This is a genomic window from Pseudomonas sp. MPC6, assembly GCF_006094435.1.
In the GTDB taxonomy this organism is placed as follows: domain Bacteria; phylum Pseudomonadota; class Gammaproteobacteria; order Pseudomonadales; family Pseudomonadaceae; genus Aquipseudomonas.
The window spans coordinates 3232831-3252396 of sequence record NZ_CP034783.1 but is presented as its reverse complement, the minus strand read 5'-3'; the positions used below and the strand labels follow the sequence as shown (position 1 = coordinate 3252396).

Sequence of the window (19566 nt, the reverse complement as noted above, 5' to 3'; positions counted from 1 at the left end):
CTTTTTAAACACCGCCGCCTCTGCAGCGACCGGTTAACAGGTACGATCCCCATGAATACGACCCAGGCTACTGTGGAGGCCCATTCAGCCGGCTGGCGCTTCAAGTTGGGGATCATCATTCTCTGTGTGATGTTGGGCTCCTGGCTGTTGGTAGCCCTTGCCGCAATGGTCGGTGTGGCGGGTTTTATTCGAAAAGCGCGGGTCGTCAATGCAGAAGCGGCCTAACGTAGAACATCCGGTCAGGGGTGCAAACCAGGCTACAGCGCGTCCTCCCGGGGGCCGCAACGCCAGGGCACTTCGTCAGCAGTGGAGTCTTTATGAAAACGTCCTTCTCACCCTGCATCGCAACGATGCTCTCCATGGTCTGCCTGTGCGCCACGGCCGAGACCGTGACGCCGCTCAAAGGGCAGTCCCCGGACATCATCCAGCAAGACATAGGCGCGTGCCAGGCTCAGGCCGGCGGTACCACCAGCACCAGCCCTCAATCAGGTGGACGGGTCCGTGGTGCCGCCACGGGTGCAGTCGCGGGCGCAGCGGTGGCCGGGGCGCGCGGTCGTCAGCATGACGAGTTTTATGACCGGGTCGATGACGATGTCAAACAGGAATATAGGCAGAACAAAGCCAAGGATGCCGCGGTGGCCGGCGCGGTGGTCGGCGGAGCCCGGCAACGTCAGGACCGTCGCCAGGATCGCCGCAGTGCTGAACAGAATACGGCTGCCGCTTCTTCCGCCTACGCCAGTTGCATGCAGCAGCGCGGTTATCAGGTAACACCCTAGATATAATGTCTAGTCCTGAAATAGGTTTACATCTGTTTCACCCTAACGCCCGATGCACCGCACTGGGCGTTTTTTATTTAAGGACAGGTGCGAGCGCTACTGGTTTTAGATCAAGATCGCTTCGCGCCCCCTCTGTTCCGCTAGCGCCAAATCAGTCGGCTACCAGGCCAGGTATGGCGGCGGGTTCAATGCAGCCCCGCCGCCTTGCAGGCGTCGACGAAGTTCGCGCCTTTTTTGTCCATGGCGGTCTTGACCTGAACGTTGGCTTTTTGCAGGGCGGGGCTGGGCTGGGCCCATTGTTCGGGGGGCAGCGGTTGCGACCAGGCTTGCACGCTTTCAGGCAGGGTCGGGCGGCCCTTGCGGTGGGCCCATTCGGCGATCAGGTAGGGCATTTTCCAGAAGGTCAACACTCGACGAACGTACCACCAGCGCAGGGGCCATTTTGTGGGCTGGGGGTAGCCATAACGTTTGCGGTATGCGTCATCCATGGCGTCATCGAGATCGCCCATAAACCTGGCATCGAGCCGTTCGACTTCAAAGGTGTGCAGTCCTTCATAAGGTTTGAGCTCGTCCTCGGACAGGGTGATGTTCAATATGGCAAACATGGGGTTGGGCGTATCGACCAGTTCCCCGTCCTCCATGTAGTTGCGGATCGACGTCCACATGCCCAGCGCATGCGCATCGCTGGGTTGGGCCGACAATATAAACTGCACGGTGTCGCGTTCTTCGTCTTCCAGCCCCATGCCGAAGGTGTAATCACGCATCGCGCCGTAACTGGTCACGCCCTGGCTGCGGGCGACCCAGGCCACCACGCTCTCCCAAGGCACGATCAGCACCCGATGGGTGGTGTCGTCGATATAGCAGACTTCGCGGCGTTGGCGGTTGAAGCGGACCGGGTAGCTTTTGGCCAGGGTTCGGACGTTGGAGAGCATGCCGTAGATGAAGGCGCCGATGGGGAGGATGGCTGTGAGAGATCCTGTGGCGAATACCTGCACAGCATCCCCGACAATATCGAAAAACTGTCGGTCAATCTCCGGAGGGCTAAAAGCAACAAGCCATAGACAAATAAGCACGGGCATAACAAAAGCTGTAAACAAAACAAACCAAATTCCAGTAGCCAGGATTTTCCCCTGTTCCACTATCCCCCGGTTACTCCCCCCCAACTCCAGGTAGGTCTCGTTCATCGCCGAAAAATTACGCCGAGAGACTTGCGCCTGCCCGGTGTACACCGGCAACGGCGCTAAAAACAGGGTTTCATTCAAGCCCCTGACCCGCAACTCCCCGGCACGAGGCCGTTGGCTGCGAATGTCCAGAGCCGACTCTGAGGTGTCTGGCGGTTTTTTGCGTTTGAACAGTCTGCTAATCATCGATCGCCGCCATTTCGTCTCGGGTGAAAAACCAGTAAGGGGCCTTGCCTGTGCCACTGGGCAAGGTTTCCACGGCGTCGAGCGTAAACCGACCCTGGGCCGGCAACCGTACGCCTCGCTCCGTCGCGATGCGCAGGTCGCGCAGGACAAAACAGGTGCGGTGAATCAACTCGCGCTCGGCTTCCAGTTGATAACCGATGTTGAGGGCCAGGGCGAAATCCGACGTTTGCTGGGCTTCGCCGATCGGCAGCTGAAGGGTCAGCGCCTCTTCTTCCCGGCTGACGACAACGGCAACAGCAGCCCATGCCGCGCTGCTTTCCTGCCAGCGGGCGGGCGGTAAGTGCGGACTGTAGGGCCGAGGTAGATCCCGATCGCGGGTTTGCTGATAGGCCTGCAACTGCAATTGGCGACTGTCCATTTCCCGGGTGCGGACACCGGGCAGTCGCAGTTGCAGGTACGTGCGCTGGCCTTCGCGCACCAGCTCACAGGTCGGTTGTTGCACTACCCTGGCCAGGGCGCTCCAGTCCTCGGGCAGGCTGCGCTGCAGGTTTTGCGTCCCCCAGGCACTGGCTTGCAGCCATTTTTGCAATGCGTCCAGGTTGAAGTAGTTGTAGAAACCTTCGCCCGTCAGTTGCAGGGCCGTGCCGATCAAACCGACCAGATTGGCTTTGACGCCAATGCTCACAAGCCGAGGACTGGCTTCGGCCCAGGCCAGGGCCCGCAGTTCGACGGGTTTCTTGAGGATCTGGCTGATGATCGACGTCGTGTGTCTGGCGCCCCAGGTGTTGGTGCCCACGAGAATGCCGTCGCCAGCGATTTGCAGGGTCGTGGCCGCCAAGCCCTGGGGATTGCCTTCAGCCAGTGCTTTAGTCCATTGCCGAGAGTGTTTAACGGAATCGGTAAGGGCAGCCACACCACCAAAAAAGAATGCTCCAAAACCTGTAGCGCCCGCCCAGCGTCCCAGGCGGCTCATGGTGTTGAGCTTGCCGGTGGCACTGTCCATTTGTTCGATATGCGCCTGCAAGATCGTTATTGACAAGCCCTGTACCGCGGCAAACCCGGCAGCCGACATCACAACGAATGCCTCAACGAAAACTCCCAAGTCTGATAACGAACGATCAGTTTTTTTACCAAGCGCACTCAACGCCTCAACAAACTTCTGCCCCTGATACACAAACAGCAACAGCGCAATCCCGTCCCCTCCGGATTTCAGGGCGCTACTCAGCGGTTTGCCAAACGTCCCCGTCGCGCGGAAGTCCCGCACAGTACGGTGCATTTCATCACGCAGTGGCGGCGCCATGCCATCGACCACTGTGCCGATTTGCCCCGGACTGCCGCTGCCACTGCCGACGGTCAAGGCCCGGCTGAGGCTGTCTTCCAACGGCGCGAGCCTGGCCTTGAGTTGATTGATGCGCTGGTTGTAAACCTGCTCGCTGCCCGGTGCGGTCAAGCCGTAGAGTTGCCGCGACAACTCACGATGGCGCAGTTTGTAAGTCTCCTTGAGCTGGCCACGCAGGTCGAGGGCGGCATCCCGGGTCTGGTTGAACGCCTGGATTTCGTAAGCCGACGCCGCCCGCAGGGTCAAGCCGCTGCGGGAAAATTCGCGCAACAGTTGCAGGCGTGCCGGCTTGCCGAGGTCACGGAGGAAGCTGTGGGGGTCTACATGATTTCCTAGATGAAAATCGCGAAGTGCTAAATCGAGTTTATCCGCATTCTTTAGTTGCCTGGCCGGGTTATACGCCCCATCCAATAAACTCTGCAGCCCCCTGAATCGCGTATTCAGATCCACATAGTTGGGCAGCCGTTCGGTCATCAGGCTGTTGAATTGATTGGCCAGCGCATTGACGCTGGCCAGACTGTCCTGCGCCGTGGCGACCCGGATCGAGAAGTTGCTCAGATCCAGGAGCTTCTTGCTCACATCCAGTTGATCGGCGAGGGTCAGGGTTTCCAGCCCCGGCACGACGGTGAGCGGGTGTTGCTCGAGGAAGGCGGCGAGTTTTTCAGTCGCGGCGCGATTACCGCACAGGGCCGCCACGCAGACGAATTCGGCTTCCAGGCGATGCTGGATTTGCGCGTTTTGCTCGAAATCGTAATACCAGGCGGCACGGTGAAAGTAGCCACCGGTAATCATGTTCAAGCGATCTTCGCGAATGGTCTGAAGGCGCTTTTGCCAATGGCTGAGTAGCGTTTGCTGCTGGCGGACGAACGCTTGCATGTCCGCCCGGTTGATTAGGTGATCAATGCCACGCTCCCCGATGGCCTCGCCGTACAACGCTTCCCAGGTTCGCACGTGGAGGGCGGCGATGGTGCTTCGATGTTTTTGCCAAAGCACTTCGCCCAGGCCATCGAGCAGGTTGACGAAGGCGCGTGCGTAAGGGCTGCTTGTCGCCTTTCGCCAATACTGTTCGTCGCCATAGATTGACTGCCCGTTATGTTCGCGTTTGGCCCGTAAGTAATCATGAACTGCTGTTTGCTGTTGCGGGTTGAGGTCCTCCTGCAGGGCTTTGACATCGGGATCCGTGTTGGCCAAGGCCTCCAGACGCGCCGGACTCATCTCATACAAAGACTGGATGTAGGCGCCGGTGAGGTATTGGCGCTGGGCGGCATCGTCGGCGCTCCATTGCTCAATCCAGTCGGCCACCTTCAGTTGTGCGCTGGCCAGATCGCGCATGACGCCAATGTCATCGCGCAAGACCAAAAACAGGTAATCGTCCTGATAAGGACCGAGCACTTTGCTGGTGAGCGCTTCAATCGCAGTTTCCTTAAACAGCGGCGTGTCTTCCCAGCCGTAGGGCTGACGCTCTTGCGGGTCGGCGCCTTCGGGCAATGCCTTGGTGTTCGGGGTGTGCTGCGCCACTTCCCCCAGCCACTTTCCAGCCTGCTGTTTACTCAACAAGTCGGGACCGCCATTGGCCGGACAGGCACTGGCCGGCTCGATGCGTTGCATCAAGCGCTCACGCTCGATGTTGTCCTTGAGCACTTGCGAACACTTGTAAGCCGTCCACTGAATTTCCGAATAGCTGGCAAATAACACGTGTTGTCGGGTGAAGACCAAATGCGGCTCGCCAACCGACGTGGTGCGCGTATCGCCAGCCACTTCCGGGCCCTGCCACAGCAATTTGCTGATCTGTCCTTGTTCAATGCGGTATTCGTGTAGATAGCCGGTGCCGTTATCGATGATGTACAGGTAGCCGTCACGCAGTAGGCGGATGCCCAGGGGCTGACTGTCCAGTGAGAACGGCAGGGTCAGTTCGGACGAGGGGTCGAGGCTTTCGACCAGACCGTAGCGCAGCGGCAGCAGCTGCACTTTCTGGCCCATCAAGGGGCACAGCCCGATGGGTGAACGGACGTCCTTGGCACTCTTGGCCATGGCGGCGGTGTTGGCACAGATTTTTGGCGGTTGTCGGGCGGTCACAGTCGATTTCCTTGTGGGTCGGCGGCACGGCTTTGAGCCAGTTCGGCAGCGCGTTGCAAACGCTTCAAGGGGGATTGCGCCGTGGATACCGTCAGCAGCTCGACGATGTCGGGGTGATCGGCCAACGGTTGCCCGGCCAAATAACCGAGAACATTGGCGTAGAGGGTGATTTCCTGCTCCGACGTGAAGCCCTGCCGGTAAGCCTCTTGAGCCACTTGTTGGGCATAACGCAGGTGCTCTCGCACCGGGTATGACGCCATAAACTCGGGAAAATACGTGTGCAAGTGATCACTCAAGCCAAATACCGAACAACGGAATTCAACACCCCCCAGCGCCGTGAGTTCCTGGTCTGTCAGCCGATAGGTGTCGGCGGAGTCTGGCGCGGCGTGATCGGGACGTGCATGCAGGTGCCAGGTCGCTTGAAGACTATCGGGCAAACACACGTGTTCAATGGGGCCAAACCAGCGTGCGGTCTGCGCTTTCTGTGCAAGACCGAGCAATTGATGGATGACCGCTGGGTCGGCTATACGCGGCATTAGCTCAATACCACTCGGGTGTTCGACGGTCAGCAGGCGACGCCAATGCTGACAGAGCATCAGCGCGTCAACCTCACTGAACAGCAGATAGCCCCATTCAAGTGCGGCGTTTTCCTGGTAATACGCCAGCAGTGGATCGTGCGCACCTTTGAGCGAGATCAAATACGGCGAAATGTCCGACAATTCCTGCCAGCGCGAGCCTCGGTACAGGCAATACGCCGGGTTATCCCAGGGGAGCAGACGCTGCGCCAGGTTTGACGCGCTGACACCATCAAGGAGCAAGTAGCCAGGCATCGTCCAAGGCAAATCGTCAGGCAGAGGCGGTAATTCAAACATTGGCTTGACCACGCTGTTGTTGAGCGGCTTCGCAAACCGCACAGATCGGCTTTTGGGCCATCAGGGCCAAACGCTGCGTCTGAGGTAACAAGGGCACTTGAAGGGCGACTGATGCAGCTTGTTCAGCCGACAACGCCAGGAGTGGCGGGAGACCCGCCATGGGTACCCCACCCTGGACAATGGCCACACTGCTGAAAATTCCGCCCGAATTGATCACGATGTAATGACCGCCGGCCTTGAGCGTCAGGCTCATCCCCGCATCGATCACCACGTTGGCCGCGGTGACGTGGGCCTGCGCACCGGCCTGGATCACCAAGGTGCCGCCTGCCGTCGTGCTGCTGTTGCCGGTGATGGTGATCAGTTCATCGCCGCCGATCACGGTGTTGCGCACGCCTTGGGTGGTGTGCAACTCGTCGCCCTTGATCAGGCTGGCGCTGTGGTGGTCCACCTGTTCGAAACGGTCGTTGCTGATCAGGCTGTGGCTGTCGCGAGTGATCTGTTCGCGACGGTCATTGCCAATTTTGGTGTCGCTATCGTTGAGGATCAGTTGCTCGATATCGCGCTGCGCCCGCAAGTAGATTTGTTCCTGCCCGGCGCGGTCGTCCAGCGACAGCTCGTTGTAACCCCCGGTGTGCGGGGAGCTGTGGCTGCGCAAGACGGTTTTGGTTTTGTGCTCGGGCAATGGATGCGCTGCGGAGTTGACTTTGTTGACCACACACCCGGTGATCAACGGTTGGTCGGGATCACCTTCCAGGTAGGTGACGACGACTTCCATGCCGATGCGCGGGATGGTCACCGCGCCAAAGTTTTCTCCCGCCCAACTGGATGAAACCCGCAGCCAGCAGCTGCTTTTTTCGCTGTTGAGTTCGGCCCGATCCCAAGGTAGCTCGACCCGGACACGGCCATGCTCATCACAATAAATCTCTTCGCCGGCAGGCCCGGTGACCCGGGCGGTCTGGCTGACCAGCGCCGGTCTTTGTGCAGGTATCGGTGGCCGATAAAACACGTCCCAGGGAATGGCGCTGAAACTGTTGCGATAGCCTTGGGTAAAGTCGTCTTCAGGTTTGACGTCGCTGGTGATGGCCTCTTCCAGTGATTGAGGTTGTCGCCCAACGTGATGAAGGCTTACCAGCAACCACAAATCGTTGCAGGTTTTGCGCGGGTGTTCGGTCAAGTCGAAGAAGTAACCGCTGCGCAGCGCGGGTTGATCACTCTTGCCCTCGGCCAACCGGTAATCGGCACGGTGCCGCTCCAAGGCTTGGCGAGCGAGTTGTTTGCCGCGGCTTTCGTTCTTGATGAACACCGGGTAACGATAGTCTTCCAGCTCAGGGCTGAACTCGGCGCTGAAGCGGCTCTCCAGCAGCAGACTCGGCCGTTTCAGGTCATAGTCCCGGCGCGTGACCGTGCTGGTGCGGGTGCTGAGACGCAGGGAAAACTGGCTGACGACCGGGTTGTCCGCCACCATGCCGGAGTCTTGCTGATAAGGGGTTTCGCCCAGTTTGGGGAACCAGGTCTGGTCGTCGCTGAACACCAGCAGATGACCGTCTGGCGAATGCTGATGATGCCAGGCGATGCCGTCCTCGGCGCACAGGCGCTGGACGAACTCGAAGTCGCTTTCCCCGTATTGCGTGCAGTACTCGCGCTCGGGACTGGTGCTGACATGGAAGGCAAACGCATCGGCCTGAATGCCGTGGCCCTTGAACACCTGAGCGATGATTTGCGGCACGGTCAGGTGCTGGAAAATCCGCTGGTTGTGGCTGAATTGCAGGTAGTGCAACGCCGGGACCAGGGTCAGGTGATAACGGGTCAGGCGCTTGCCGGCCTCCCCCACCAATACGTCTTCGATACGGCCATGAAGGCCTTCGCCATCAAGACCGAACTGGAGAAACGCGGGCTGGCCGAGCAGGCTCTCCAGATCGAAATCCGGGTGTTCGCTGACCAGTTCCACGTGGATCGCATACAAGGCGCTGATGGCCTCGACACCGTCAAAGGCGAGGACGTTGAAATCGTTACGAACCGTGGGGATGTGCAACGAAAAATGCGCCGTATTGGCCGACTGGAACATACGCTTTTCCTTAAGCAGAGAGGAAATGAAGCGCGATGTCCAAACCGTCCATGGTCTGTGCACGCGAAATTGGCGGGCACACTAACAAGAAGGGGCAAGAATGAATGCCGGAAAAATCCACTGATCACGTCGGAAATTTCCGTATTTCAGGACGTTTTATTTTGAATGAACAAAAAAAGCCGAAGCCCTGAGGGCTTCGGCGATTTTTTATCTATCTATGGGCGAACTGTTCCTTTCACCCGTTCGAAGCTGCCCGGCCCCGACTCGCCACCCCGTCCAAAGGGCTTTGCTCAACCCGCGATGGCCCCTTCGGCGTCCGCAACGTCCATAGCAGATACACCCCCACCAGCCCCGCCGCCGACAGTGACAACATGCCTGCACGGGGATCGGTGAACCAGACCTCCATATTGGCCTTGAGCATGGGCGCGACGAAGCCGCCGATATTGCCCATGGAACCGATCAGCGCAATACCGCCTGCTGCGGCGACCCCTCCCAGATAGCCGGTAGGCAGGGTCCAGAACAGCGGCTGAACCGTCACGAAACCGGCCGCTGCGAAGCAGAATGCCAGCAGTACCGGGGCAAAACTGTTGAGCAATGCCGAGGCGGCAATACCCAAGGCTGCCATGCCCAGCATGCACATCGCCATTTTCAGGTGCGCCCCATGCCGGTCGGCATACCGCGTCACGAAGTACATGGCGACGGCGGCGCACAGCCACGGCAGCGAAATGAACATGCCCACCTTGAACCCGACGGTGGTGCCCAGCAGCTCGGCGATCCGCGTCGGCAGGTAAAAGATGACCCCATACACGCTGACCTGGACGCTGAAGTAGATCAGGATGAACTTCAGCACTCGCTTGTTGCGCACCAGGCCCAGCAGGTTGCTCGGGCCATGGGCCAGTTTGAGCTTGTCTTCAGCTTCCAGCTCCTGGCTCAGGGCCGCCTTCTCCTCGCGGGTCAGCCAAGGGGCGTCCTGTGGTTTGCTCTTGAGGTAGAACAGCGCAATGATCCCCACGACGACAGCCGCCAGGCCTTCCACGAGGAACATCCACTGCCAGTTGGTCAGGTTGAACATGTCATGCATTTCCAGCAACCAGCCCGACAGCGGACTGCCCAGCATCAGGGCCATCGGCAAGCCGAAATAGTAGATGCCGATGGCCTGGCCGCGACGCTGGGCGGGAAACCAGTAGGTCAGGTACAGGATCACACCCGGGGAAAAGCCCGCTTCGGCCACGCCGAGCAGAAAGCGCAGCACGTAAAACGTTGTTTCATCCCGGGTGAACATCATGGCGGCGGACACCAGCCCCCAGGTGATCATGATCCGGCTCAGCCAGAGCCGTGCACCGACCCGGTGCAACATCAGGTTGCTGGGAACTTCGAAGATCGCATAACCAATAAAGAAAATACCCGCGCCCAGGGCGAAGGCGGCATTGCTCAACCCGATATCGGTTTGCAGCGCGGCCTTGGCGAAACCGACATTGGAGCGATCGATCATTGCCAGGGCAAACATCAACGCCAGGAACGGCAACAGCTTCCATCGGCACTTGGCGATGGCGCTCTCGATGGCAGCCGCGTGATCGGCTCTTGTTGTGTTTTTGCTCATGATTTTTGTGCCTTGTTATTATTGTCCAGCGACCGCTGTTTTTATCTGCCAGCAACTTCTGGCAGGCCAATCAGTGGTGTGATTTGCCTGTCACCAGTCCGCGAGCCGCCAGGTTGCCCATCAATGCACGCAGGCCGTATGTCCATGGCGTGGCCTGATCGCTGCAGGTGACGCGATTGTGCAGGGTACCCAGCAACGGACTGCCGATGCTGACGCTGTCGCCCTGCTTGTGCGTGAAGCCACTGCCCTGCTCCTCACGATCCTGGGTCGGCGCAAACAGGGTGCCGAGGAACAGCATGAAGCCATCCGGGTACTGGTGATTGCTGCCCACGGTCTGGGCCACCAGTTCCAGCGGGTCGCGACTGATCTGCGCCATCGAACTGCTGCCGCGCAGGACGAAACCGTCATCGCCTTCGACCACCAGGTCGACCACGCAGCGGCGCACGTCATCCAGCGTAAAGCCTTCGTCGAACAGGCGAATGAACGGGCCGATCGCGCAAGACGCATTGTTGTCCTTGGCCTTGCTCAGCAACAAGGCGCTACGGCCTTCGAAGTCGCGCAGATTGACGTCGTTGCCCAGCGTCGCGCCGAGGATCCGGCCATGGCTGTTGACCGCCAGGACGATTTCCGGCTCCGGGTTGTTCCATTTGGACTCGGGGTGAATACCGACCTCATTGCCGCTGCCGACGGAAGCCAGGACCGGTGCCTTGGTGAAAATTTCGGCATCAGGGCCGATGCCCACTTCCAGGTATTGCGACCACAACCCCTGCCCGATCAACACGGTCTTTAATCGCGCCGCTTCACTCGAACCCGGTTTGATCGAGCGCAGGTTATCACCGATAGCCGCCTTGACCACGCTGCGCACGCTCTCGGCCTTGACCGCATCACCACCGGCCTGCTCTTCAATCACCCGCTCGATCATACTGGAGGCAAACGTCACCCCGGCGGCCTTGATCACCTGCAGGTCAGCCGGCGGCAGCAGAAAAGCGCTGGCGGGATCGCAGTCCACTCCGGTATTGGCCAACAGTTCTTCAACACTGCCGATGAATCGGCCGCGAGCACTGCGCACAGCCTCGAGTGGCGACGGGCTCTCGAGCAAATCGCTCAAGGTCGGGAAGTGCTGCGACAGATCAAACACGCCATCGGCGCGCAGCACCACTGGCGACGGGCCAGCAGTCTCTCCCGGCACCCAGGCACGACCGATCAGGGTGCCTTCCAGCCCGTCGATCGGGAGGGTGTTGTTACAGGTCAATTTCAGCTTTGGCATATGCAGGTCCAGGTCAAATTCGATGACGACCGGGCAAAACTAGTGGACTGGGTTGATAAATCCCAATGACATATTCTCAGCATTTGATATCGTTTCGTTATCAACCGAATTGAGCGTTCCATGGAAAACGACGAGATTTCATACGCCAGCGTCAGCAAATGGCTCAAGATCAAGCACCTGGTGCTGGTCGATACGTTGGCCCGGACGCGCAACATGCATACGACTGCCGAGCTGATGAACCTGACCCAGCCCGCCATCAGCAAGATGTTGCGCGACATCGAACTGTTGCTCGGCTTTGCCTTGTTCGAACGGCAAACCCGCAGCATGGTCCTGACCGAGCTCGGCGAGTTTGTGGTGCGCTATGCGCGGATGACCCTGGACGACACGCAATCCTTCGTCGATCAGCTTAATAAGCTGCGCAAAGGCGGACATGGCCATTTGAAAGTCGGCGCGATATTCGCCGCGACCTCGGTCGTGCTGCCCGAGGCCATCACCCGGATCAAGCTGGATCGCCCGATGCTGTCCATCGAAGTGATCGAGCAAACCAGCAACCAACTGCTGGAGATGCTCCAGCATAAAAAGCTCGACCTGATCATTGCCCGCTTCACCGATGAACGTTACCAGCAGCCGTTCGAATATCGCGCGCTGGGGCCCGAGCCCTTTTGCCTGGTGGTCAACAGCCGCCATCCGCTCGCACAGTTCGACGAAGTGGCGACCGACCAGCTCGGCGATTGGCCCTGGGTCATGTACCCCTTCAACGCCCCTATCCGTCGACGGATGGAAAGTGCCTTCACCGAGTTCAATGTACGCATTCCGACCAACACCGTCGAAACCATCTCGATGCCGACCTTCCTGCAACTCCTGCAATCGGGACCGATGCTCGCGATGTTGCCCGAGTCCATGGTCCAGCCCCAGGTCCAGAGCGGTTTGCTCAAGGTGCTCAACACGCCGTTCAAGGTCGAACCCCAGGACTACGGCGTCATCACGCGCAAGGACGAGCCGCTGTCCGAAGCGGCCCGGGAATTCGCCGACACCTTGCTGGAATTCGCCCGGCTGCGACGGGAAGCCGGCGACCGATGAGCGATATTTCACTCAAAAATCCTTGAACCAATGAGAAAAGGTTATCGATCAATCCAAAGGTCTCATTAGGCAACGCTGTCCCGGGGCTCTTATAGTGCGGCAACAAAGGTAAGGCGCAGCCCGTTTGCCAGCGACCCCCACCGCTTCATAGCCAGTGAGTTTGCGATGCATTTGATCATGAAAACCGGGGCAGCCGCCGTGCTGCGCCTCAATCCTCTGGACGATGTGTTGATCGCCCGTCGGCCGTTGGTGGCGGGTGAAGTACTCGAGCAGGAAGGCGTGACCGTACGCCAGCCGGTACCCGCCGGCCACAAGATCGCCGCACGCCGAGTCGAAGCCGGCCAGCCCTTGCGTCGCTACGGACAGATCATCGGTTTTTCCACCGGGGTTGTCGAAGCCGGCGATCACGTGCATGTGCACAACCTGACCATGGGCGATTTCGCCCGCGACTATGCCTTCAGCGTCGATGTCAAGCCCGACCAGCCCTTGAACGACGAGCCCGTGTTCATGGGGATCGTGCGCCAGGATGGTCGAGTGGCGACTCGCAACTACATCGGTATCCTGACCTCGGTCAATTGCTCGGCCACCGTCGCCCGTGCCATCGCCGACCACTTCCGGCGCGACATCAACCCTGCCGCGCTACTGGCGTACCCCAACGTCGATGGTGTAGTGGCCCTGACCCATTCCGCCGGCTGCGCCGTGGACCCCGCTGGCGAAGGCCTGGCCCTGTTGCGCCGGACATTGGCCGGCTACGCCACCCACGCCAATTTTGCCGCCGTGCTGGTGATCGGTCTGGGCTGCGAAACCAATCAGATCGAAGGGTTGCTCAGCACTCAGGGCCTGAGCCGCAGCGATACCCTGCGCACCTTCAGCATCCAGGACAGCGGCGGTACCGCCAAAGCGGTCGCCAGCGGCATCGCCCAGGTCAAGACGTTGCTTGAGGGGGCCAACCAGGTCAAGCGCGAACCCGTGAGTGCCCGGCACCTGGTGATTGGCTTGCAATGTGGCGGCTCGGATGGTTATTCCGGAATTACCGCCAACCCTGCGCTGGGTAATGCCGTGGATCGCCTGGTGGCCTGCGGGGGTACGGCCATCCTGTCGGAAACCCCGGAAATCTATGGCGCCGAACACCTGCTGACCCGCCGGGCCGTCAACCGCGCGGTGGGCGAAAAACTGATTGCCCGGATCCATTGGTGGGAAGCGTATTGCGCACGCATGGGCGCAGAGCTGAACAACAACCCTTCGGCCGGAAACAAGGTCGGCGGCTTGACCACCATCCTCGAAAAATCCCTGGGGGCTGTCGCCAAGGCAGGCTCCAGCAACCTGGTGGATGTCTATGAGTACGCCCAGGTGGTCAGCGCCAAAGGCCTGGTGTTCATGGACACCCCAGGCTACGACCCGGTGTCGGCTACCGGCCAGGTCGCCGGTGGCGCCAACCTGATCGCCTTCACCACCGGACGTGGCTCTGCCTATGGTTGCGCGCCCTCGCCGTCGATCAAACTGGCGACCAACAGCGCCTTGTGGAACCGCCAACGCGAAGACATGGACATCAACTGCGGCGAAATCGCCGAAGACACCCTGACCATCGAAGAATGCGGTGAAGCCATCTTCAAACTCATGCTGCGCATTGCTTCGGGCGAACGCAGCATGAGCGAGCAGCACGGTTACGGGCAGAACGAATTTGTGCCCTGGCAGATTGGCGCAGTCACCTGAATCCCCGCTCTCCTCCCCTGTTGTCCTGACATCCCCGCAAGGGGACATCCTTTACTGGAGCCAGAAATGTCCACGATTATCGGCCGCAACTACATCGGCGGGCAGCGCAGCGCTGCCGGCACTGTCATCGTCAAAAGCGTCGACGCCAGCACCGGCGAAGCCTTGCCCCACGATTTCCACCAAGCCACCCTGGCAGAAGTCGACGCCGCCGCCAGGGCTGCCGCCGCTGCTTACCCGGCCTATCGCAGCCTGAGCGCCGAGCGCCGGGCACAGTTTCTCGACGCGGTGGCCGATGAACTCGATGCCCTGGGCGATGAGTTTGTCGCCCTGGTCTGTCGCGAAACCGCGTTGCCGGCTGCACGGATCCAGGGCGAGCGCGGTCGCACCAGCGGCCAGATGCGGCTGTTCGCCAAGGTGCTGCGGCGCGGTGATTTCTACGGTGCGCGGATCGATCAGGCCTTGCCGGAACGCCAGCCGGCACCGCGTCCCGACCTGCGCCAGTACCGCATCGGCCTCGGACCGGTGGCGGTGTTTGGCGCGAGCAACTTTCCCCTGGCCTTTTCCACGGCCGGCGGTGACACCGCTTCGGCATTGGCCGCCGGTTGCCCGGTGGTGTTCAAGGCCCACAGCGGGCACATGGCCACGGCCGAACGGGTCGCCGATGCGATCCTGCGCGCTGCGGAAAAAACCGCGATGCCGGCGGGCGTGTTCAACATGATCTACGGCGCCGGGGTCGGCGAAGCGCTGGTCAAGCATCCGGCGATCCAGGCGGTCGGTTTCACCGGCTCGCTCAAGGGTGGCCGGGCATTGTGCGACATGGCCGCGGCTCGTCCCCAGCCGATCCCGGTGTTCGCCGAAATGTCGAGCATCAACCCGGTGATCGTGCTGCCCCAGGCCCTGGCCGCGCGCGCTGAAAGCGTGGCCCGCGAGCTGAGCGCTTCGGTGGTACAGGGTTGCGGCCAGTTCTGCACCAATCCGGGCCTGGTGCTCGGGATTCGCTCGCCGCAGTTCAGCGCCTTCGTGCAGCAGGTGGCCGGGTTGATGGCCGATCAGCCGGCGCAGACCATGCTCAACGCCGGCACCTTGAGCAGCTATGGCAAGGGCCTGCAAAAACTCCTCGCGCATCCCGGCATCGAACACCTGGCCGGCCGCCCGCAGGCGGGGAATCAGGCGCAGCCGCAGCTGTTCAAGGCGCAGGTCAGCCTGTTGCTCGAGGGCGATGAAGTGCTGCAAGAGGAAGTGTTCGGGCCGACCACGGTGTTCGTCGAAGTCGCCGATCAGGCCCAACTCAGTGCCGCGTTGCACAAGCTGCATGGGCAACTGACGGCGACCATCATTGGCGAGCCGGCAGATTTCGAACAGTTCGGCGAGCTGACGGCGGTGCTGGAACAGAAGGTCGGACGGATCCTGCTCAACGGTTATCCGACCGGTGTGGAAGTCTGCGATTCGATGGTCCATGGCGGGCCGTATCCGGCGACGTCCGATGCGCGCGGGACGTCGGTGGGTACCCTGGCGATCGATCGCTTCCTGCGGCCGGTGTGTTTCCAGAACTACCCGGACAGCTTGCTGCCCGAAGCCCTGAAGAATGCCAATCCGCTGGGCATCCAGCGCCTGGTGGACGGCCAACCCACCCGCGACACCCTCTAACGGCCGAGCCCCCCTGTAGGAGCTGGCTTGCCAGCGAAAGCGGTGGATCAGTCAATGAAGATGTCGACTGAAAGATCGCCTTCGCTGGCAAGCCAGCTCCTACACAGGAATCGCTGCCTTGCATTGCCCACTCAGCTCTTCGCTACCGGACCTGCGCGGCCGATCCCCGTTGGTGGAGAAACACCACGCCCCCCATTATTGTCGCTACTGATCCTGCTACGGATTCGCCACCCTGTTTGACCGCTATCCCTACCGTCGGCTTTCCTTGCCCTGGAGCCCGAATGCCTAGCCAGTAGGACATCGCCGCCGACAGCGGCTCACCGATGATTCCTGAACAGCGCCGTGAATCACTGCTGCGACAGCTGCGCAAGCATCAGGTGTTGAGCGTTCATCAATTGATGGACATGCTCGACTGTTCGCACATGACCATACGCCGCGATATCGCGTTGCTGGAGCAGGAAGGCCGGGCTTACTCGGTAACGGGTGGGGTACGAATCGCCAGCCAGCTCCACAGTGAACCCCGTCATCAGCTCAAGGCCGTGGTCGAGTTGCCGCAGAAACAAGCCATGGCCAAACTCGCCGCCGGGCTGCTGCATGCCGATATGACGATCTACCTGGATGCGGGGACCAGCACCCTGGAAATCGTCCCCTACATCAAGGCACTGTCCGGCATGACCGTGGTGACCAACGACTTCGGCATCAACTCATCCAGGGCCGCCTGGTCGAGAGGTTCCGGTCTGGGCTGGCTCATCAGCCAGAGTCCCGCGGTTTCCTCAAGCTCTTCCAGCGCATAACTGGCCTTGGACACCGAACGTTCCCAGACCACCGGCCCCAGCCGTTCGAGCATCACGCCACGAACCTTATTGGCCCACTGGGCGACCTGTGGTGAGCCGGGGCGTTGATAGCCAATCAACGGGATACGCCCGACTTTCATCACCTGATACGGCGTCAGGGCTGATATGGCCTCTTCGCTGGCAAGCCAGCTCCTACAGGGGTTTGCGGTGTTCACGCGATGGTGCAGCCACCGCCGAACCCTGTGGGAGCTTGCTCGCGATGGCGGTGGGTCAGGCAACATTGATGTCGGCTGACCCGCCGCCTACGCAAACATGCGGGGGTCGTACATGAAGTCGAACACGTCGACCACTTTGATCTCGTTCACCGCCGGGTGATTGGGGTTGATCACCACATTGCGCTCCAGCGCTAAAACCGCAGAAGGAACCAACAGGCCCAAGTGCGTGTTCGCCCGCAGCCAGGCGGTACCGAAATCCATGCTTGGGCGGTCAGCGGGAAGGCTCGCCCAACCGTCCGGCAACGTCTTCGGATCAGGCTGCAAAAACAACGCGGGATCGTCGGGCAGTTCGAAGCAGGTGATCTTCATCGGGAATGTCGGCTCGCCACCCGCATGGACGAATGTCTCCAGGCAGCAGATTGCTGGTGTCAGCCCCATGTAGACGGCAGGCACATCCTGATCATTCCAGCGCCCACCCTCGATAGCGGCGCCCATACCCGAAAGATCGGTCGCACGTTTCGCCTTCGCGATGCGCCAGGCCCGCATCAGGCGGCGCCGCCCCACTCCAGGGCATGCAGCACTCGCCGAACCTGCCTGGCGCCGATCTCGGTTTCGCAGAGCATGATCGGGGCGATTCCATCGAGCGCTTTGTTCGGCGTCGACATCCAGTGCGCAGCGTTCACTTTGTCCTCGAACACCTCTTCGGCCAGATTAAAGACCGTGGCTATGCGATCCAGGCGTTCGGAAGCGACAGAATCCAGGTTCTTTCGCTCACGCCGACGCCTTTCGAGCGTAGAGATCGAGGCGTTGAGCAAGGTTTCGACATTGCGCTCCTGCAGGTCGAAGGTCTGGCGCAATGCCTGGACCAGAGACGCTGGAAAACCCGCCTTGATCTGCTGCAAGCGTTCCGAGTCCTTGAGCAGTTCTCGATTGAAACTGAAACGCCAGAACGCAGCGATCCCGATTTCACCAGGTTCAGCCTTCTTTGCGGCCGGACGCCGAGCGGCGGTCGAGGTATTCATGATCACCACCTTCAAATGAACATTTTTTTCAGTCAAATGAAGTATAGGCTGCCTTGATGCTCAGCGATACTGCCGCTGGGCAACGATTGATCACTGTTCAATCAGGCGCCGGAGTATTGAACACCAACAGCTTGCCCGTCGCGCGCTGCACCACCTTGTCGTTCTGATTCAGGGTTTCCATCAACATCGTCACCACGCCCCGATCCGGTTTGGACGCGGAGGGTTCGATGGCCTGCACGGTGCATTTCAGACGCAATACGTCGTCCGGATAGGTCGGTGTCGGCCAGCTCAGTTCGATCCCCAGGCCAATGATCCCGTCCGCCAGCGGCACGCTGGCCACCAGCATTTTCATGGTCAGGGCCGCGGTGTTCCAGCCACTGGCCGCCAGGCCGCGGAACAGGCTCAGGCTGGCCGCTTCAGGATCGAGATGGAAGGGTTGCGGGTCGAACGCCCGGGCAAACGCCAGCATCGGCTCGCGCTCGACACGGACAGGGTCGCTTTCAAATTCCTGACCCAGTCTCAGGTCATCGAGGTAGAGCTTTTCCCAGGCATGCACGGTCATGATTGATTCCTCCGTGTTGCACCACGAGTAGCCGATATCACCGAGGTCGATCAGGTGGCGATGAGCGCACTCACAACGACTGCCCTCCTCCGTCCTGCGGCCGATCCTGCACCCACTGCCAGAATAATTGATACCCGACCGCCAGCACCACCGGACCGATGAACAGCCCGATGACGCCGCTGGTGACCATGCCGCCCAGCGCGCCGATCAATATCACCGGCATCGGTACATCGACACCGCGGCCCAGCAGCAATGGCTTGAGCACGTTGTCTACCAGGCCGGCGACGAAGACATAGATGGCGAAGACGATCGTCGCCGTGCTGGCCCCTTCGGTGGCGAACACGTAGGCGATCACGGGAAGCGTGACCAGGGTCGCCGGCAGTTGCATGATGCCCAGCAACAGCACGGCCAGCGCCAGCAGACCTGCGCCGGGAACGCCTTTGAACACGAAACCCAGGCCCACCAGCAGCATCTGGATGAAGGCGATGCCGACCACCCCCAGCGCCACCGCACGGATCGTGGCGGTGCACAGCGCGGCAATTTTCCGGCCTTTTTCCGGGCCGCTCAGGCGCGATGCGATCTGGATCGCGCTGCGGTTGCCCTCTTCACCATAAGCCATGAAGATCCCGGCGATGATCAAGGCAACAATGAACATCAGCAAACCCATGCCGACACCGGCAAGCTTGCTCAACAGGCTCAGGCTGGCATGTTTGATCTGCGGCAGGTATTTCGCGGTCACTTCGGGCAGATCGGTTGAAGCCTGCAACCAGAGTGTCGAGAGCGGCTTGCCGATCAACGGCCACTGGGCGACTGACTCAGCGGGCGGCGGAATATGAAACTCGCCGCCCTTGACGATTTCCAGCGTGCGCTCGACCGAATCGGCAATCGAGATGCCCAACAGGTAGATCGGCACCATCAGGATAACGATCGCCACCAGCACGATCAGCGTCGCAACCATGCCATCCTTGCGCCCCAGCGACCCCTTGAGCCGTATTTGCAGGGGGTAAAGGGTGATCGCCAGAATCAGCGACCACAGCATCAAGTCGCGGAACGGGGCGAATATCTGGAAGCAGAACAGCACCAGTACGACGATCAGCCCGGCACGAATCAAGACATCCATCAGTGTGCGGGTGAGCGCTTTCTCGGGGAAGGACGTGGGCTCCATGGCTGC

15 protein-coding genes and 2 pseudogenes are annotated in these 19566 nt (G+C 60.4%); 6 read left to right on the top strand and 11 right to left on the bottom strand.

From position 1 onward, the window contains the following. Positions 1-51 precede the first annotated feature (51 nt). Positions 52-225 (top strand): hypothetical protein, encoded by a 174-nt coding sequence (locus ELQ88_RS34140; protein ID WP_161599971.1) that lies wholly within the window; start codon positions 52-54, stop codon positions 223-225. Between the two features lie 92 nt (positions 226-317). Further along, on the top strand, positions 318-776 hold the full coding sequence (locus ELQ88_RS17155) for a YMGG-like glycine zipper-containing protein (RefSeq protein WP_128870327.1): 459 nt from the start codon (positions 318-320) through the stop codon (positions 774-776). A gap of 185 nt (positions 777-961) precedes the next feature. Here ELQ88_RS17155 and ELQ88_RS17150 read toward each other — a convergent pair whose 3' ends face one another. The 6 genes from ELQ88_RS17150 to ELQ88_RS17125 form a co-directional block, all read right to left on the bottom strand. Further along, entirely contained in the window at positions 962-2143 is a 1182-nt protein-coding gene (locus tag ELQ88_RS17150) for a DUF6708 domain-containing protein (protein WP_228761624.1), read from the bottom strand. Next, on the bottom strand, positions 2136-5558 hold the full coding sequence (locus ELQ88_RS17145) for a toxin VasX (RefSeq protein ID WP_138966528.1): 3423 nt from the start codon (positions 5556-5558) through the stop codon (positions 2136-2138). Before ELQ88_RS17145 ends, ELQ88_RS17150 begins: the two co-directional genes overlap by 8 nt. After that, the gene (locus ELQ88_RS17140) at positions 5555-6388 is read right to left on the bottom strand and encodes a DUF4123 domain-containing protein (RefSeq protein WP_161599970.1); all 834 of its coding nucleotides are present in this window, start codon (positions 6386-6388) and stop codon (positions 5555-5557) included. Before ELQ88_RS17140 ends, ELQ88_RS17145 begins: the two co-directional genes overlap by 4 nt. Before the next feature lie 34 nt (positions 6389-6422). Next, positions 6423-8495 carry a type VI secretion system tip protein VgrG gene (locus ELQ88_RS17135; protein ID WP_138966526.1) on the bottom strand — a complete coding sequence of 691 codons (2073 nt, stop codon included), beginning with the start codon at positions 8493-8495 and terminating at the stop codon, positions 6423-6425. Between the two features lie 235 nt (positions 8496-8730). Continuing rightward, positions 8731-10095: an MFS transporter gene (locus ELQ88_RS17130; protein ID WP_138966524.1), complete on the bottom strand. Its 1365-nt coding sequence runs from the start codon at positions 10093-10095 to the stop codon at positions 8731-8733. Positions 10096-10165: 70 nt separating this feature from the next. Then, positions 10166-11362: a fumarylacetoacetate hydrolase family protein gene (locus ELQ88_RS17125; protein ID WP_138966522.1), complete on the bottom strand. Its 1197-nt coding sequence runs from the start codon at positions 11360-11362 to the stop codon at positions 10166-10168. 120 nt (positions 11363-11482) lie between these two features. Between ELQ88_RS17125 and ELQ88_RS17120 the strand changes: the two genes are divergently transcribed. The 4 genes and pseudogenes from ELQ88_RS17120 to ELQ88_RS17105 all read left to right on the top strand — a co-directional run. After that, positions 11483-12442, top strand: coding sequence for a LysR family transcriptional regulator (locus ELQ88_RS17120; RefSeq protein ID WP_138966520.1), 960 nt, complete (start codon positions 11483-11485; stop codon positions 12440-12442). A gap of 165 nt (positions 12443-12607) precedes the next feature. Continuing rightward, entirely contained in the window at positions 12608-14155 is a 1548-nt protein-coding gene (locus tag ELQ88_RS17115; protein WP_138966518.1) for an altronate dehydratase family protein, read from the top strand. A gap of 66 nt (positions 14156-14221) precedes the next feature. Further along, positions 14222-15802 (top strand): aldehyde dehydrogenase (NADP(+)), encoded by a 1581-nt coding sequence (locus ELQ88_RS17110; protein WP_138966516.1) that lies wholly within the window; start codon positions 14222-14224, stop codon positions 15800-15802. Positions 15803-16125: 323 nt separating this feature from the next. Next, positions 16126-16503, top strand: a pseudogene (locus tag ELQ88_RS17105) (DeoR/GlpR family DNA-binding transcription regulator); the annotation flags it as partial. Here ELQ88_RS17105 and ELQ88_RS17100 read toward each other — a convergent pair. The 5 genes and pseudogenes from ELQ88_RS17100 to ELQ88_RS17080 all read right to left on the bottom strand — a co-directional run. Further along, a pseudogene (locus ELQ88_RS17100) lies at positions 16452-16784 on the bottom strand (class II aldolase/adducin family protein); the annotation flags it as partial. The pseudogenes ELQ88_RS17105 and ELQ88_RS17100 sit on opposite strands and share 52 nt — an antisense overlap. Positions 16785-16898: 114 nt before the next feature. Then, positions 16899-17357, bottom strand: a complete 459-nt coding sequence (locus ELQ88_RS17095; RefSeq protein ID WP_138966514.1) for an RES family NAD+ phosphorylase — start codon at positions 17355-17357, stop codon at positions 16899-16901. Further along, entirely contained in the window at positions 17357-17833 is a 477-nt protein-coding gene (locus ELQ88_RS17090) for an antitoxin Xre/MbcA/ParS toxin-binding domain-containing protein (RefSeq protein WP_138966512.1), read from the bottom strand. Before ELQ88_RS17090 ends, ELQ88_RS17095 begins: the two co-directional genes overlap by 1 nt. A gap of 97 nt (positions 17834-17930) precedes the next feature. Continuing rightward, positions 17931-18395, bottom strand: coding sequence for a MaoC family dehydratase (locus ELQ88_RS17085; protein ID WP_128871959.1), 465 nt, complete (start codon positions 18393-18395; stop codon positions 17931-17933). Positions 18396-18465: 70 nt separating this feature from the next. Further along, a complete protein-coding gene (locus ELQ88_RS17080) occupies positions 18466-19560 on the bottom strand; it encodes an AI-2E family transporter (protein WP_138966510.1) in 1095 nt (364 codons plus the stop codon). Positions 19561-19566: the final 6 nt, after the last annotated feature.

Bases quoted from the DNA above. Each gene is read 5' to 3' on its own strand.
- ELQ88_RS34140 (WP_161599971.1), top strand. From the start codon at position 52: ATGAATACGACCCAGGCTACTGTGGAGGCCCATTCAGCCGGCTGGCGC.
- ELQ88_RS17155 (WP_128870327.1), top strand. From the start codon at position 318: ATGAAAACGTCCTTCTCACCCTGCATCGCAACGATGCTCTCCATGGTC.
- ELQ88_RS17150 (WP_228761624.1), bottom strand. From the start codon at position 2,143: ATGATTAGCAGACTGTTCAAACGCAAAAAACCGCCAGACACCTCAGAG.
- ELQ88_RS17140 (WP_161599970.1), bottom strand. From the start codon at position 6,388: ATGCCTGGCTACTTGCTCCTTGATGGTGTCAGCGCGTCAAACCTGGCG.
- ELQ88_RS17135 (WP_138966526.1), bottom strand. From the start codon at position 8,495: ATGTTCCAGTCGGCCAATACGGCGCATTTTTCGTTGCACATCCCCACG.
- ELQ88_RS17130 (WP_138966524.1), bottom strand. From the start codon at position 10,095: ATGAGCAAAAACACAACAAGAGCCGATCACGCGGCTGCCATCGAGAGC.
- ELQ88_RS17125 (WP_138966522.1), bottom strand. From the start codon at position 11,362: ATGCCAAAGCTGAAATTGACCTGTAACAACACCCTCCCGATCGACGGG.
- ELQ88_RS17120 (WP_138966520.1), top strand. From the start codon at position 11,483: ATGGAAAACGACGAGATTTCATACGCCAGCGTCAGCAAATGGCTCAAG.
- ELQ88_RS17115 (WP_138966518.1), top strand. From the start codon at position 12,608: ATGCATTTGATCATGAAAACCGGGGCAGCCGCCGTGCTGCGCCTCAAT.
- ELQ88_RS17110 (WP_138966516.1), top strand. From the start codon at position 14,222: ATGTCCACGATTATCGGCCGCAACTACATCGGCGGGCAGCGCAGCGCT.
- ELQ88_RS17095 (WP_138966514.1), bottom strand. From the start codon at position 17,357: ATGCGGGCCTGGCGCATCGCGAAGGCGAAACGTGCGACCGATCTTTCG.
- ELQ88_RS17090 (WP_138966512.1), bottom strand. From the start codon at position 17,833: ATGAATACCTCGACCGCCGCTCGGCGTCCGGCCGCAAAGAAGGCTGAA.
- ELQ88_RS17085 (WP_128871959.1), bottom strand. From the start codon at position 18,395: ATGACCGTGCATGCCTGGGAAAAGCTCTACCTCGATGACCTGAGACTG.
- ELQ88_RS17080 (WP_138966510.1), bottom strand. From the start codon at position 19,560: ATGGAGCCCACGTCCTTCCCCGAGAAAGCGCTCACCCGCACACTGATG.